The sequence below is a fragment of the Streptomyces sp. NPDC001816 genome (assembly GCF_042892235.1).
Classification (GTDB): Bacteria; Actinomycetota; Actinomycetes; order Streptomycetales; family Streptomycetaceae; genus Streptomyces.
The window spans coordinates 262,244-276,280 of sequence record NZ_JBIATY010000001.1 but is presented as its reverse complement, the minus strand read 5'-3'; the positions used below and the strand labels follow the sequence as shown (position 1 = coordinate 276,280).

General features: G+C 70.5%; 12 protein-coding genes. 3 read left to right on the top strand and 9 right to left on the bottom strand.

Annotated features, from left to right (window positions below):
* The 3 genes from ACFYZZ_RS01230 to ACFYZZ_RS01220 form a co-directional block, all read right to left on the bottom strand.
* Window positions 1-831 carry a carbohydrate ABC transporter permease gene (locus ACFYZZ_RS01230; RefSeq protein ID WP_386575717.1) on the bottom strand — a complete coding sequence of 277 codons (831 nt, stop codon included), beginning with the start codon at window positions 829-831 and terminating at the stop codon, window positions 1-3.
* Window positions 828-1,826: a carbohydrate ABC transporter permease gene (locus ACFYZZ_RS01225; protein WP_389169928.1), complete on the bottom strand. Its 999-nt coding sequence runs from the start codon at window positions 1,824-1,826 to the stop codon at window positions 828-830. The genes ACFYZZ_RS01230 and ACFYZZ_RS01225 overlap by 4 nt, the downstream gene beginning before the upstream one ends.
* Before the next feature lie 91 nt (window positions 1,827-1,917).
* Window positions 1,918-3,198 (bottom strand): extracellular solute-binding protein, encoded by a 1,281-nt coding sequence (locus ACFYZZ_RS01220; RefSeq protein WP_389169925.1) that lies wholly within the window; start codon window positions 3,196-3,198, stop codon window positions 1,918-1,920.
* Between the two features lie 325 nt (window positions 3,199-3,523).
* On the opposite strand from ACFYZZ_RS01220, the gene ACFYZZ_RS01215 reads away from it, so the two are divergent.
* Both ACFYZZ_RS01215 and ACFYZZ_RS01210 read left to right on the top strand, forming a co-directional pair.
* A complete protein-coding gene (locus ACFYZZ_RS01215) occupies window positions 3,524-4,288 on the top strand; it encodes a GntR family transcriptional regulator (RefSeq protein WP_389169923.1) in 765 nt (254 codons plus the stop codon).
* Entirely contained in the window at window positions 4,288-5,580 is a 1,293-nt protein-coding gene (locus tag ACFYZZ_RS01210) for an NB-ARC domain-containing protein (protein ID WP_389169920.1), read from the top strand. Before ACFYZZ_RS01215 ends, ACFYZZ_RS01210 begins: the two co-directional genes overlap by 1 nt.
* Before the next feature lie 4 nt (window positions 5,581-5,584).
* Here ACFYZZ_RS01210 and ACFYZZ_RS01205 read toward each other — a convergent pair whose 3' ends face one another.
* Together ACFYZZ_RS01205 and ACFYZZ_RS01200 are read right to left on the bottom strand one after the other, a co-directional pair.
* Window positions 5,585-7,897: a Dyp-type peroxidase gene (locus ACFYZZ_RS01205; protein ID WP_389169917.1), complete on the bottom strand. Its 2,313-nt coding sequence runs from the start codon at window positions 7,895-7,897 to the stop codon at window positions 5,585-5,587.
* A gap of 116 nt (window positions 7,898-8,013) precedes the next feature.
* Window positions 8,014-9,909 carry a galactose oxidase-like domain-containing protein gene (locus ACFYZZ_RS01200; RefSeq protein WP_389169914.1) on the bottom strand — a complete coding sequence of 632 codons (1,896 nt, stop codon included), beginning with the start codon at window positions 9,907-9,909 and terminating at the stop codon, window positions 8,014-8,016.
* A 240-nt stretch (window positions 9,910-10,149) separates the two neighbouring features.
* Between ACFYZZ_RS01200 and ACFYZZ_RS01195 the strand changes: the two genes are divergently transcribed.
* The gene (locus ACFYZZ_RS01195; protein ID WP_389169911.1) at window positions 10,150-10,554 is read left to right on the top strand and encodes a hypothetical protein; all 405 of its coding nucleotides are present in this window, start codon (window positions 10,150-10,152) and stop codon (window positions 10,552-10,554) included.
* A gap of 20 nt (window positions 10,555-10,574) precedes the next feature.
* On the opposite strand, the gene ACFYZZ_RS01190 is transcribed toward ACFYZZ_RS01195, so the two are convergent.
* From ACFYZZ_RS01190 to ACFYZZ_RS01175, 4 genes are all read right to left on the bottom strand, one after another.
* On the bottom strand, window positions 10,575-12,143 hold the full coding sequence (locus tag ACFYZZ_RS01190) for an MmgE/PrpD family protein (protein WP_389169908.1): 1,569 nt from the start codon (window positions 12,141-12,143) through the stop codon (window positions 10,575-10,577).
* Window positions 12,144-12,240: 97 nt separating this feature from the next.
* On the bottom strand, window positions 12,241-12,609 hold the full coding sequence (locus tag ACFYZZ_RS01185; protein ID WP_386575725.1) for a nuclear transport factor 2 family protein: 369 nt from the start codon (window positions 12,607-12,609) through the stop codon (window positions 12,241-12,243).
* A 62-nt stretch (window positions 12,610-12,671) separates the two neighbouring features.
* Entirely contained in the window at window positions 12,672-13,622 is a 951-nt protein-coding gene (locus ACFYZZ_RS01180; protein WP_389169905.1) for a diacylglycerol/lipid kinase family protein, read from the bottom strand.
* A gap of 200 nt (window positions 13,623-13,822) precedes the next feature.
* Window positions 13,823-13,948, bottom strand: coding sequence for a hypothetical protein (locus ACFYZZ_RS01175; protein WP_389169902.1), 126 nt, complete (start codon window positions 13,946-13,948; stop codon window positions 13,823-13,825).
* Window positions 13,949-14,037 lie beyond the last annotated feature (89 nt).

The window sequence follows — 14,037 nt, the reverse complement described above, 5'->3', positions numbered from 1 at the left end:
TCATCCCTTCACGGCGCCGTCGGTCAGACCGCTGACGGCCTTGCGTTGCAGGAAGATGAAGAGGATCAGGATGGGCAGCGCGAACAGGGACGAAGCGGCCATCGTGGCACCCCAGTCGTCACCGAAGGCGGTCTGGAACTGGGAGAGCCAGAGCGGCAGGGTCTGCTTCTCGATGTCCTTGTTGAGGATCAGGACCAGCGGGAACTCGTTCCAGGCGGTGATGAAGCCGAACAGCGAGGTGGCCATCAGACCGGGCGCCAGCAGCGGGAAGATGACCTTGACGAAGGCCTGGGTCCGGGTGCAGCCGTCGACCATCGCCGACTCCTCGAGCTCCTTCGGCACGGCGGCCACATAGCCGCGCAGTGTCAGGATGGTCAGGGGCAGCACCATGATCGCGTAGAAGACGGTGAGCGGGACCAGGCTGTCCAGCATGTCGTTGTCGCGGACCAGCATGTAGATGGCGATGACCATGACCTCCCAGGGCGCCATCTGCGCCAGCATGAAGGTCACGATGAAGCCGCGCCGGCCCTTGAACCGCATCCGGGCGAGCGCGAAGGCGGCGAACAGGGCGATGACGAGCGACAGGAGCACCGCGCTGACCGTGACGGTCACGGAGTTGAGGACCAGGGTCCAGAAGTGGTCGGCGTCCACGGCCTTGCCGAAGTGGCCGACCGTGAGGTTCGTCGGGAACCACACAGGGTTCTCGGAGATGATGTCGCCGGTCGGTTTGAAGGCCGTCGCGAACATCCAGTAGACGGGGAACACGAAGCCGACGAAGAGGATGACGGCGGTCGCGTTGGGCCAGATACGGCCGAAGACCGAGCGCTTCACAGCTCGTCCTCCTCTTGCTTGAGCACCATGCGCAGGTAGTACGAGGTGATGACGAGCAGCACCAGGACGGTCAGGAAGGAGATCGCCGCGCCGACGCCGAAGTGCTGGTTGCCGACGCCCTCGACGAAGGCGTAGATCGGCAGGGTCTCGGTGAGGTGGTCGGGGCCGCCCTCGTTGATGGCGAAGATCTGCGGGAACGCCTTGAAGACCCAGATGACTTCGAGGAACGTCGTGGCGTACAGGAAGGGCCGCAGGAACGGAAAGGTCACCGAGGTGAAGCTCTTCCAGGCTCCGGCGCCGTCCAGGGACGCGGCCTCGTACAGCTCCCTGGGGATCGTGGTGGTGGCGGCGTACAGGTTGATCGCCACGAACGGGATCGACTGCCAGACGATGAGCAGTGTGATCACGGAGAAGGTGGAGAGCTGGGAGCCGAACCAGTTGTAGTCGGCCATGGAGTGCCAGCCGAGCTTGTCCAGGACCCAGTTGACGACGCCGAAGCGCTGGGCGAACAGCCACTGGTAGACGGTGGTGGCCGCGATGACGGGCATCGCCCAGGCGAGGACGAGGCCCAGCATGAGCAGCAGCCGCATCTTCTTGCCGAGCCGGGCGAGCAGCAGCCCGACCAGGGTGCCGGCCAGCATGATCAGGACGACGTTGACCGCGGTGAAGACCACCGACCGCTCGACGACGTGCCAGAAGTCCGAACCGCTCAGGACCTCTTTGTAGTTGTCGCCGCCGTTCCACTCGGTGAGGTGCTGGATGAGCTGCCGCGGGTTGAGGTTCTGGAACGACAGCATGCCGTTCTTCACCAGGGGCCAGCCGAGCAGGATCAGTGTGGCCAGCAGCGCGGGCAGCAGGAGCAGATAGGGGGCGGCGGCACCGCGGCGGGACGGGGACCCGGAGCCGTGGTCCTCGCTCCTCGGCGGCCCTGGTGTCCGGGCCTTGCGGACAGCGGGCTCCCCGGCCGTGTCCGTGCCTTCGGTCTGCACTGACATGAGTTGCCATCTCTTCCGTGGCGGTACCGGCCTTGCCGGCCGTACGAACGACTGAGCCGGGGGCGTCCGCCGACGCCCCCGGCGCGGGTCATCAGTTCTGCTGGGCCAGGCGCTTGTTGATCTCGCCCTCGACCTGCTTGGCGGCGTCCGCCGGGGACTTACCGTTCAGCACCGCGGTCATGTAGGACTTGATCGGGTTCGGGGTGTTCTCCACCGCGGCCCACTCGGGGATCAGCGGGGTGGTGCCACCGACCGAGGCACCGGGCGCGGCGGCCTCGGCGACGGCGTTGCCCTTGAGGTTGGTCTGCAGGGACTGCTTGTTCGGGATGACGCCGTTGAGCTTGGCCAGCTCGCCCTCGAACTCGTCGGACAGGGCGACCTTCAGGAACTCCTTGGCCAGGGCCTGCTTCTTGCTGCCCTCGGCGACGGCGAGGTTGGAGCCGCCGAGGAAGACGCCCTCGGGCTTGTCGGCCGTGGCGCCGGGGATGGTGAAGTAGCCGAGGTCCTTCTCGATGGCCTTGTTGGCCTGGACCGCGGTGCCGGCCTCCCAGCCCATGCCGATGAAGGCGCCGGTCTTGCCCTTGGCGAACACCTGGGCCTGCTGCGGGGTGGCCTCGTCCTTGTCCTTGGGGGCCTTGGAGTAGGAGGCGTACTTCTTGTAGGTCTCCATGGCCGCGGCGACCTTCGGGTCGCCCAGGTTGGAGACGTACTTGTCGCCGTCCTTCTTCACCAGGTCGGCGCCCTGGCCGATGGTCAGGCCGTCGAAGAAGTACCAGTTCTGGCCCGGCATGTAGAGCGGCTCGGCGTCGGTCTTCTTGCCGATGGTGTCCAGGTCCTTGAAGAACTCGTCCCGGGTCTTCGGGGTGCCCTTGATGCCGGCCTTGGCCCAGATCTTCTTGTTGTAGATGACGACGCGGTTCGCGAAGTACCACGGGGCGGCGTACTGCTTGCCGTCGTACACGGAGGACGCGGAGACCGACGGGGTCCAGTCCGAGCCGATCTCCTGCTTGAGGTCGCCCAGTTCGGCGAGGCCGCCGGTGGCGGCGTAGGCCGGGGTCTGGGTGTTGCCGACCTCGATGACGTCCGGCGGGTTGGACTCGGAGAGGGCGGTGGTGATCTTCTGCTGGATCCCGTCCCACTTCTGGATCTCGAACTTCAGCTTGGCGCCGGTCTTCTTCTCGAAGGCGGCCTGCACGTCCTTGGACCACTGCGGCGGAGCCGAGCCGTCCATCGTCCAGACCGTCAGGGTCTGGCCCTTGAAGCTGTCAGGACCCGCGTTCTTGCCCGTGTCCTTCCCGTCGTCGCCGCCGCACGCCGAGACGGAGACCATCATGCCCGCGATCACGATCGCGGCAGCAAGCTTGCGCTTCACGCCACCCTCCTCAGGGATGCCACTAATCCCCCCACGCCCTCGGCGGTGACCTGCGTACGACGCTGTTGCACGTAGGGCTCGGGACCTGGCCACTAATGGTGTAGACCAGTACGGTGGAGCTTGGCCTAGACCTTTTGAGGTGTCAAGGGTGGTTCAGTAAGGCGATCCGGCCGTTACGAGAAAGTCACCGGAGCGCGCTCGTCCCCTTTTCCGGGGACCGGCAACGGCGCGCCTGCTGGACTAGACCTCCCGCACTGGTTGGACTAGACCATAGGGCAGTTGGTCGCTATAACGGGAGCCCATCCACACAGCCGGGAAGGCAGGCATGGCCACCGACGTCAGCAGCGCCCAGCACCCCACGGGGGCGCCCGGCCGCGCCGCGCGCGTGCCGAAGTACTACCGGATCAAGCAGCAGGTGCTGGAGATGACGCAGGCGCTGGAGCCCGGCTCCGCCATGCCCGCGGAGCGCCTGCTCGCCGTCCGGCTCGGCACCTCGCGCACCACCGTCCGGCAGGCGCTGCAGGAACTGGTCGGGGAGGGCCGGCTCGACCGCATCCAGGGCAAGGGCACCTTCGTCGCCCAGCCCAAGCTGTACCGGACCCTCCAGCTCACCTCGCACACCGAGGACATGCGCGCCCAAGGCCTGGAGCCCGCCTCGCACATGCTGGACATCGGCGAGGTCGCGGCGGACACCAAGCTGTCCGGGCTGCTCGGCATCGAGGCCGGCGAGCGCGTGCTGCGCATCGAGCGGCTGCGGCTGGCCAGCGGCGACCCCATGGCGATCGAGACGACGCATCTGTCGGCGCGGCGCTTTCCCGGGCTGCGGCAGTCGCTGGCCACGTACCCGTCGCTGTACACGGCACTCGCCGAGGTGTTCGGTGTCCATCTCGCCGAGGCCGACGAGACCATCGAGACCTCGCTGTCGACGCCGCGCGAGGCCCAGTTGCTCGCCACCGACGTGGGCCTGCCGATGCTGCTGCTGTCCCGGCACTCCCGGGACGCCGAGGGCAGACCGGTGGAGTGGGTGCGCTCGGTGTACCGGGGCTCCCGCTACAAGTTCGTCGCGGCCCTGCGCCGGCCGGCACGCTGATGAGCCCGCTGCCCGCCGCGGCCGCCCCGGACAGCCTGGGCGCCGCGCTGGTCCAGGCCCGTGAGGCGGCCCTCCTCACCCAGGGCGAGCTGGCCGAGCGGTCGGGGCTGAGCGTGCGGGCCATCCGCAATCTGGAGACCGGCCACACCGCCCGTCCCCGCAGGCAGTCGCTGCTGCTCCTCGCCGAGGCGCTCGGGCTCCCGTCCCGCGATGCGGGGCGGTTACTCCGGCTGCCCCGCGCCGGGTCCCCGCCCACTCCCCCGGATGCGGCCGTACCGGCGGAACTGCCCGCCGCCCCCCGCCACCGGCTCGTCGGGCGGGATGCGCTGACGGCGGAACTGACGGCCCTGCTCGCCCGGACCGAGCCCGGTCACGGCCGGCCCGCCGTGGTCGTCGGACCGCCCGGAGCAGGGAAGACCTCGCTGGCCCTGCGGGCCGCCCACGAGTTGCGCGGCCTCTTCCCGGACGGACAGGTCTTCGTCGACCTGCACAGCGCCTCCTCCCTCCCCTTCAGCCCGGACGTGCTCGTCCGCCGGATCCTGCGCTCCCTCGGCGGCGCTCCCGCCCCCGAGAACCCGGAGGAGGCGCGCGCCCGGCTGCGGGACGCGCTCAGCAGACGGCGGGTGCTCGTGGTCCTCGACAACGTCGACAGCGAGGCGCAGGTACGGCCGCTGCTCGTGGACGGGGGCAGGAGCGGGGTCCTGGTGGCCGCGCGGCGTGAACTGTCCGCGCTGTCCGACGGGTTCCACCGCCGGATCGGCGCCCTGCACCGGCAGGACGCCCACCGGATGCTGGCGGACCTGGTGGGCACCGCCCGCATCCGCGCCGAGCGGCCGGCGGCGCGGAGCGTCGTGGAGTCCTGCGCGGGGCTGCCGCTGGCCCTGCACATCGCCGGCCTGTGGCTCACGGCACGCCCGCACCGCTCCCTCGGCGACCTCGCGGACCGGCTGGCGGACGAGCGCGAACGGCTGCGCCAGCTGCATGTCGGGGACCTGTCCCTGCACACGAGCGTGACCGCGTACTACCGGCCGCTGCCACCCCCGTTACGCACCGCTCTTCGCCAACTGGCCGACATCCAGGGGGACTTCGACGTTCAGGAGATGACGACCCGGGTGGCACCGTCCCGGCGGCTCGCCATGGACCTGCTGGAGGAGCTGCTGCACCGCCAGCTGGTCCAGGCCGGCGAGCCGGACCGGAACGGGCAGATCCGCTACCGCGTGTACGACGCCGTACGCCTGTATGTGGCGCGCGGCGCCGTACTGCCGCGGGAGCGGCACCTGCACTGCCTGTAGCGGCTCAGCCCCTGCGGAACCACGGGGTGTTCGGGCGGGAGCCGCGGTCGCCGACCAGGGTGTCCTGGTGGCCGAAGCCGTCGGCGATGGAGATCGTGCGGTACTGGCCGCCGTCGTGCTGGACCCAGCACCAGGTCTTGCCGCCGACCTGGTACTTGCCGACGACGAACCCGAAGGCGTCCACCTTGGTGACGCCGTTCAGCGACTGCCACCGGGCCAGATCGCGGTCGTCCCGGTCGAGGCTGTCCGTGTGGTACGGCTCCTCGGCGACGGAGACGAGCCGGTAGCGCTGGCCCGCGGGAGTGGTGTGGAAGAGCCAGTACTGCGACTTGCCGTTCACGTGCAGCATGTCGGGCACCCGCAGCACCGCGTCCACGTGGGTGACGCGGGTGCCTCCGCCGAAGGCCGTCCTCCAGTTCGTGAGCGGCATGTCGCCGCCGCTGGTACGGCTGGTGTGGCGGCTGTTGAGGGCGATCCAGATCCGCCGGTAGACCTGGGTGCCGTTCACGGTGTGGAAGAGCCAGTAGCTGCTCTCGCCGTTCAGGCTCTGCTCGTCCGGCACCGGCCAGATCGCGTCGACCCGCTCCACGCCCTGGAGCGCGGGCCAGGTGGACAGGTCCACGGGGTCGCCGAAGACGATCCCCGTGGCGTCGTCCGTGCCAGTGGTGAGCTGGTCCACTTCCTCGGCGACGGCGCCCACGACCCAGACCTTGTTGCCGGAGAAGACCCAGTACCGGCCCTCGACGTCCAGCCAGGGCAGGATCTCGTCGACCGGGCCGGGCCGGACCTGCGGCTGCGGCTTGGGCTGCTGGGTCTCAGTCGTGGTCCGGCCGCCGCCCGCCACCGCCGCGCCGTCCAGGCGGCCCTCGCCGAGGCTGCGCAGGGTGGAGATCGAGGGGGTGAAGGCGTAGAGCGAGCCCTCAGTGTGCACGAAGGGCCGGAAGTGCAGCGTGGTGATCGTGGTTTTGCCGCCGCCGGCATCGGTCTCGAAGGAGACGTCACCGTCCCCGATCTTGCTCAGGGCGCCGCTGACCATCGGGTCCGGGCCGGGCTTGGGGGTGCGGCCGGGCGGGAAGTCGGGGGTGTTGACCCAGTTCCGCTGCATGAACTCGAACTGGTCGACCAGGTCGGCCTGGTAGCAGATGAAGACGAGGCCGCGCTCCTCGTCGGGGCCGCCGCCCGGGGAGGCGGGGTCGAACGGGGCGCCGTAGGGAATGCCGCGGCGGATGATGCGGCGCCGGTCGAGGAACTCCTTCTCGTCCACCGGTTCCCCGTCGATCAGCCCGTCGCGCGGATTGGTCTTGCGCAGATGGGAGAAGAGGGGGGTGATCACGCCGTTGGGGTCGTTCGTGTAGCTGATGACGTTGTCCGGCTTGATGCTCGGGTTGTCGATGATCGGGTCCCGTGTGGCGTCGGGGTGGTTGTGGACCGACGCGCCGCACCGCCAGCGGCCGACCAGGCGGGAGGCGAGCCATTCCACCGACGTTTTCGGCCCCACGACCTTGGCGTCCTTCAGCTTCTTCAGCTCGGTGCCCACCTGCGCCCACCAGCCGGGCACGTCCTGGCCGAGCCGTCGTACGACCTGGAAGGAGCCGTTGCGCATCCACTCGGGCACCCCCTCGGGCAGGGCGCTGCCCGTGGCACCGAGGACGAAGAAGTCGGCGGACAGGAGCCGGGCGCCTGGCTCGGGCTTCTCCTCGATGCCCTCCACGTTCGGTTCGCTGACGCCGTCCTTGAAGCCGAAGTGCTCCTTGCCGCGCCGGGGTTCGGGCAGGGTGGCGCCGAGCTGCGCGTGGACGATCACGATGCCGGCCCGCGTGGCCGCATCCGTCTGGCGCGTGAGCGCCTTGTCGTGGTCGTCCTTGTCGTCGGCGGCGACGGTGAGCACGGCGTGCGTGACCTGGTTGTGGTCGGCGCCGAACAGCCAGTTGGCGGGCTCGTTGTTGTCGACGTCGCCCAGGGGCCGGGCGCGGCGGGCGGCACCCTGGACGAAGGCGCCGACCGCGTCGATGCCCTCGTTCTCCGGCAGCAGGTCCTGCTTGCCGGTGAGCTGCGTCAGGCCCGGATAGGTGAGGCTGAGGCCCAGCCAGGTGGCTCTCATGGCCGGGTCGGAGCCCATCGAGTTATGGCGGGCCTCGCTGAACTTGGCGTTGAAGGCGGCGACCTGCTGGGTCGTGGCCAGTTGCGGGACCAGGTCCTTCAGCCAGCTCCGGGCGGCGGCCGCGTCGCCGAAGCGGAGGAAGAGCAGGGTCATGTGGTCTTTCTTGAATCCGGCGAGGATGTCGCCCTGGATCTCGGTGCTGTCGCGCAGCGTCATGGGGGCTCCCTTGATCGGTGTGGGGACGGGGACGGAATTCGGTGACCGGACGGCCCCGGGCGGCCCGTGGACCGGCCCGCCCGGGAGTCCGGCGGCAGGGGACGGAACGGGGACGGTCAGGCGCCGGGGCGCAGCTGCACCCACCTGCCGATGCTGGGGACACCTCGGTCGTCGAGGACGTAGAGCAGGTAGTAGCCGGGCGGGGCGTCCTTGACGGACTGTGGGCTCTGCAGGTCCAGCGTGTTGCCGGCCCGTGCATTGATCCGCAGCTCGATGCGGCGCTGACTCGTGTCGACTGAGTGGGTGGAGGTGATGGGCGCCATCAGCACCGCCTTGCGGGCCAGCCTGGAGTTGGTGGTGTCGATCTGGAAGTCGGTGTCGTACCCGATCGGCCCGTCCGGTACGGTGCGCAGCCCGGGCCGCTCGCCGCCCTGGTGCAGATACGGCGGCTCGAAGATCTCGATGGTGCCGTTGTTGCCGGACTTGATGTCCTTGTTGTTGGCGATCTCCTGCAGCTCGTCGCCGGTGATCATGATGCGGCCGTCGGGCAGGATGACCGCGTTGGAGTGGTAGCCGCGCGGCAGCCGCTGGCTGGGGCCGGTCCGCCAGGTGCCGTCGAAGCTGCGGATCTCGGTCTGCCGCCACTTGTCGTCGGCGTTGGGGTTGTAGTCGCCGTTGCCGTAGTTGCGGATGTCGTAGCCGCCGTTGACGGTGAACAGCCGGCCGTCGGGGAAGATCAGCGTGTCGTCCTGGGTACGGCCGAAGGCGCGGGCGCTGTCCTCGGTCCAGCGGCCGCCGGAGAACTTGTACGTCTTCGAGTCGTTGCGGTCACCGCCGAGGATCAGGACGGAGTCCGGCCCGTTGCCCGGGGTGTTGTTCGGCAGGGCCACCGCGGAGCCGTAGTTGCGCATGCCGCCGCCGGGGCGGTCGCGCAGCGGCTGCTCGGTCTCGGTCTGCGGGTCGAAGACGTACTGCTCGTTGTAGGTGCGCCCGAAGCCGTAGATCCTGCCGTCCCGCAGCGAGAACAGGTGCGGGTAGTCGGTCGAGTACTCGGCCTTGACCGGCCACTTGTCGAGTGCCTGATCGACCGGGGTGGTCGACGGGTCGTACGACACCGCGGTGTTCTTGGCCGGGAAGCGCTCGATCGACTGGGAGAGCTTGCCCCAGCCGATGTCGCCGTGGCCGGAGGTGATGAACTGCCGGCCGTCGGCGCCGGTGACGACCGACGGGTACCAGCGGCCCTCGGCCATGTCCTTCTGCTGGTGCCAGGTCTCGGTCCAGGGGTCGAAGACCAGGGCGAGGTGGGCGCCGGTGCCGTGGTTGCCGCCGAGGTTGCCGCCGAAGATGCCGACCATGCCGTTGGGCAGGTAGGAGTGTCCGGCGCAGAAGATCGGGGCGGGGCGCGGTTCGTCCGTGCCGTCGTCCATGTTCAGGACCGGCGGTGGTACGGCCTTGAAGGTGCCGGTGCCCGTGCCGTTCTCGGGTGGGGTCCAGACGTAGGCGCGGCCCGCGTTGTCACGGCCGATGACCTCGGTGGGCGCCGTCTCCTTGTTCGGGCTGTCCTCGACGGCCTCGAAGGAGAACAGCAGGACCTTGCCGGTGGGGAGCAGTGCGACGTGGTCGCCGTAGTCCGGGCTGTCGATGTACTGGGCGAACTTCCCGTACGTCGCCGGGTCGAACGCCGCGTTGGTCGCCGTCTGCGAGTCGGTGTGCTCCTTCAGGCTGCGGTTGCGCATCGGCTGCGGGTAGCCGCGGTCGACGGCGCGCAGGCCGATGCGGTCCCGGGCCAGGTTCTCGGCGCGGGCCCGGCCGAGGGCCTTGACCTCCTCGGGGCGGACTTCCTTCGCGATCTGTTCGCGGGAGATGCGCACGGGCCCCGGCCGGGGGCCGAAGTCGCGCGTGGCGGACGAGGTGGAGCCGAGCGCGGCGGGTGCGGTGACGGACAGAACGAGCGCGGCACAGCCGGCCGCGAACGTCCACCTCCCCTTGCGGGGGATCCCTCTGCGGGACATGGGACTCCTCGTGGGAACACGCGGCGCCGCGGGCGGCATGAGGCAGCATGGGGCGACCACGTAGAGTGACGGAATGCGCTTACCCAATCACACACCGTAGCGATTTCATACCGTCTGCTCGAAAGATTGACCGTTTTACCCCGTTGGGCGGTAACGCTGCGTGTTTAGCGCGGCCCGGTGAAAGGCAGCGGGCTCCAATGAGCCGAACCCGTCCCCTTCGCTCTTCCGAGGAGTCTCACCATGCCGGGAACACGCACGCCCCTCGCCGTGACCGCTGGCGCCCTGATCCTGCTCTGCTGTGCCGCCGCACCGACCGCCGCGGAACCGCAGCCCCCGCAGCACACGGCCGCGCCCGTCATCCACGGCGGTGCCGACGGCAGCCGTCACGAGGTGTTCTGCCCCGGGATGCAGCACGTCGAGAGCGGTGGGTACGTCCTCACCGCCAAGACCGGCACCAAGCTCTCCGAGGTACCGGCCGACGTCATCGAGAACCGGCCGAACGACCACGCCACCGGCTGGATCCTCGCCGTGCGCAAGACCACTCGGCGGTTCCTCCCCTACGGCGTGCTGGGGCAGGATGCCGGCCCGGCCGACCTGACGATCCACCTCGTGTGCACCGACGAGACGATGTCGCACGGCGCCTGACGCACCGTGCGGCGGCGCTGTCAGTCCAGGAACGCCGTCTCGATCCAGCGGCGTACCGCCCGCGGGCGCATCCGGTGCAGGCGGTCGACCGTGTCGGCCACCTGCTGGGAGCCGCCGAGCGACAGGAACTTCTCCCGCACCAGGTCGGCGTGGCCCGCCCGGGTCTCCGGACCGGCGGCGCCCACCGGGATCAGCCGGGTGCGGGAGACCGTACGGCCGTCCGTCAGCCGTACGGTGACCCGCGCGCCGGTGGCCTTGGTGGACCGGGAGAAGTCCCGGTCGTCGGCCTGCAACGCGCCGATCAGGTCAACGAGTTCGTCGCCGCCGAAGCCGCGCAGCCACGGCACGGCCAGCTCCCCCGCCTCCCGCACGGCCTCGCCGAACGGCGCGTCGGACAGGAACAGTTCGCGGGTCATCTCCGTGTCGTGCTCCAGCCGGATCCGCTTCGCCAGCGCCCAGCGGTCGGGGTCGTCCAGATACGGCGCGGAGAAGTCGTCCACCGAGAACTCGCCGGTGAGCAGGGTGGTGGCCACGGGGTAGGGCACGTCGAGGACCAGCGCGCCCAGCGGTGAGCCGGGCCCGGTGACGTACTGGGCGGCCCGCTCCCCCGCGAACAGCGTGTACAGGGAGGCCTCGACGACCACTTCGGCCACGTCCTCGGGCCTGACCGGGCCGAGTTCCCGGTGGATCTCGGCGGCACAGTCCACCGCGGCGTCGATGCCGGGCCCGCCGGGGTGCATCTTGAACGACAGCGTGTCGGTGTGCCAGCGGCGGCCAAGACCCTTCGCCACCGCCTGCGGCAGCGGCACGGTCGCGAACCGGGCCAGGAAGCCGTCCCTGTGCTCCATGATGTCGGGCGCCCCGCGCAACCCCGCGTACGCCGCGTCGCAGGCGTCCATCGCGGTGCGCACCGGCGTGAAGGTGTTGAACAGCCGGGCGTCACTGGCGAGGAAGGCGCGCATCAGCGGCCAGTTGGGCATCGCGAAGGCCAGCCCGAAGGAGTTCTCGAAGAGGGAGGCGGAAGCCCGGTCGCAGTGCAGGCGGCCCGCGACCGCGCCGGCCAGATGGGTGTGCACGGCGCTCTGGCCGCGCAGCGGGCCGAGGGTCGCGGAGGCGGTGATGCGGGCCGCGCACTCGTTGGCCACGACCACCGCGGTGAGCAGCGAGAGCCCGTCCAGCCGGCGGGCGTAGGCGAAGGCGAGCGGGACCGCGACCGTGGAGTTGGACAGGTGCCCGGCGTACGCGGTGTCGTCCAGGTTCAGCCAGGAGCCGAGCGCGGCGAAGACGCCGGCGGCCTGCCGCGGGTCGCGCTGCATGGGGTGCCCGAAGGCGGCCACCAGCTTTCTGCCGAGGGGGTGCTGGAGACCGGCCCGGATGGAGGCGATCTGCGACAGCACCTGGCTCGCGGCGAGCTTCAGCACCCGGCACGGGATGTGCTGCGGGCGCAGGGTCGCGGCCCAGTGCGAGAGTTCGCGCAACGGGGTGTCGGCGGGCGCGCGGCCGCGGCCGGCCCGGGGCAGGGTGTGTGCCTGCTCGGCCCAGTCGGCGCACAGTGCCCGGGCGACGCTCTCCCCGAGGACAGCGGTCATGAGGCGACTACCTTCCTTGCCGTGCGTGCGTCACGGGTGGGAACACCACCGCGGGAGCACCGTCGCCCCGGTGCTCCCGCGGTGTTGGGGGTGTGGCTCAGGCGGCCGGGACCTTGTCGAGGAAGCCGTAGACCGCCTTGATCTTGCCCTCGGCGTCGGTGACGATCACGTCGAAGCCGATCGCGATCGGCTCGGCGCCCGGCTCGGTCACCAGGCCCCACTGGAAGCGGGCCTGGCCGTGGTGGGCGTCGACGGCGCCGTGCAGCTCGAAGGCGAGGCCCTTGAACTGGTCGCGGGCACCGGCCACCACGGCCCCGAAGCCCTCGTGGCCCTCGACCGCCGCGAGCGGGTCGATGTACGGGGCGTCGGTGGTGAACAGCTCGGCGATGGCCGCGGCGCGCTTGTCGGCGTCCGCCTCGTTCCAGATGTCGAGGTAACGGGAGACGGTGGTGGTCAGGTCGCTCATGCGGGCGTTCTCCTCTGTGACTTGCTTGACTTGTTCTTCTGACAGGTGGCTTCGTACGGGCTTCAGGGGATGGCCGGCGCCCAGACCGGGAGGGCTCCCGGGAGCACCTCGAAGGTGGCCGAGGCGCCGATCCCGTGCTGGTACTCGCCGTCGTGCTCCAGCGGCAGCCGGAGGCCGTCGGTGCGCTCGACGGTGATCCTGCGGCCGCGCGCGTACACGGTCGCCGGGTGGTCCATGTGCGCGGCGTTCAGGGTCAGTTCGGGCACGTCGGCCGCGGCGATCCCGCCGCCGATGACACAGACGTCGAGCAGTCCGTCGTCGAGCAGCGAGTCCGGCAGCACCTGGAACCGGCCGCCGCGGTACCGGCCGCCGCCGACGTTGGCGAGGACCGTGGGGCCCTCGTGCACGACCCGGCCGTCGACGGTGACCCGGCCCGGGTACGGCGGGTAGCCGTCGGCCGTGTCCGCGAAGGCGCGGGCGTAGCGCTCCCGTCCGGTCAGGGGCAGCTCCCGGGCGGTGATCAGCGCGTCGGCGATCACGCCCGAACAGGCACCCAGATAGACGTAGTTGCGGGTCTCGGCGAGGCGGGCCAGGTCCAGCCGGCGAAGCCGGGCGCTGCCGCCGATGCCGTTGTCGGTCAGGACCGCCTTCAGGGACTCGCTCCAGGGCCGCTCGCCCCAGAGCATCTTGTAGCCGGAGTTGCCGGTGCCGCCGGGCACCACCGCGAGGGTGGCGTCGCCGGTGACGGGCACAAGGCCCTGTACGGCTTCGCGGACGGTGCCGTCGCCGCCGATGACGACGATCAGGTCGGGCGCCCCGGTGGGCCGCTGCAGTGCCCGGCGCACGGCGACGGTGGCGTCGCCCGGTCCGGTGGTGAGGTGCACCTCGGCGCGCTCCAGGCAGGACGCGCACAACTGGCGTACCTCCTGGACCAGTTCGGGCGAGTGGCTGCCGGAAGCGGGGTTGCCCAGGACGAGGGCCCGGGTGGGAGCCGGGGCTGCGGTGTCTGCCATGAGGGGCGTACTCCTTCGTCGGACGGCACCCGCGGACCGGGCCGGCTGTGCGCCCGGCGGCGCGGCGATCTCCACTCTGCCGAGGGGCGCTGTCGCGGGGCTGACACGACGCTGACGCGGCACGCAGGGGCGGGAACGCGAACGTCCGGCCCCTGGGTCCTGTCGGTCACAGGGGCCGGACGCGGTGGTCGCGACGGGCGTCACTCCTTGACGAACGCCGGCAGGTCGGCGTTGAGCCGGTCCGCGTGGGTCGCGAACATGCCGTGCGCCGCGCCCTCGTAGGTGATCAGCCTGCTGCCGGGACGAAGGCGAGGGAGAGCAGGCACAGCGGGACGTTGATCAGGAAGATCGTGCGCCGGCTCAGGCCGGCCACGTCGACCGAGATCAGCGCGCCGCCGATGAACTGGCCGAAGAA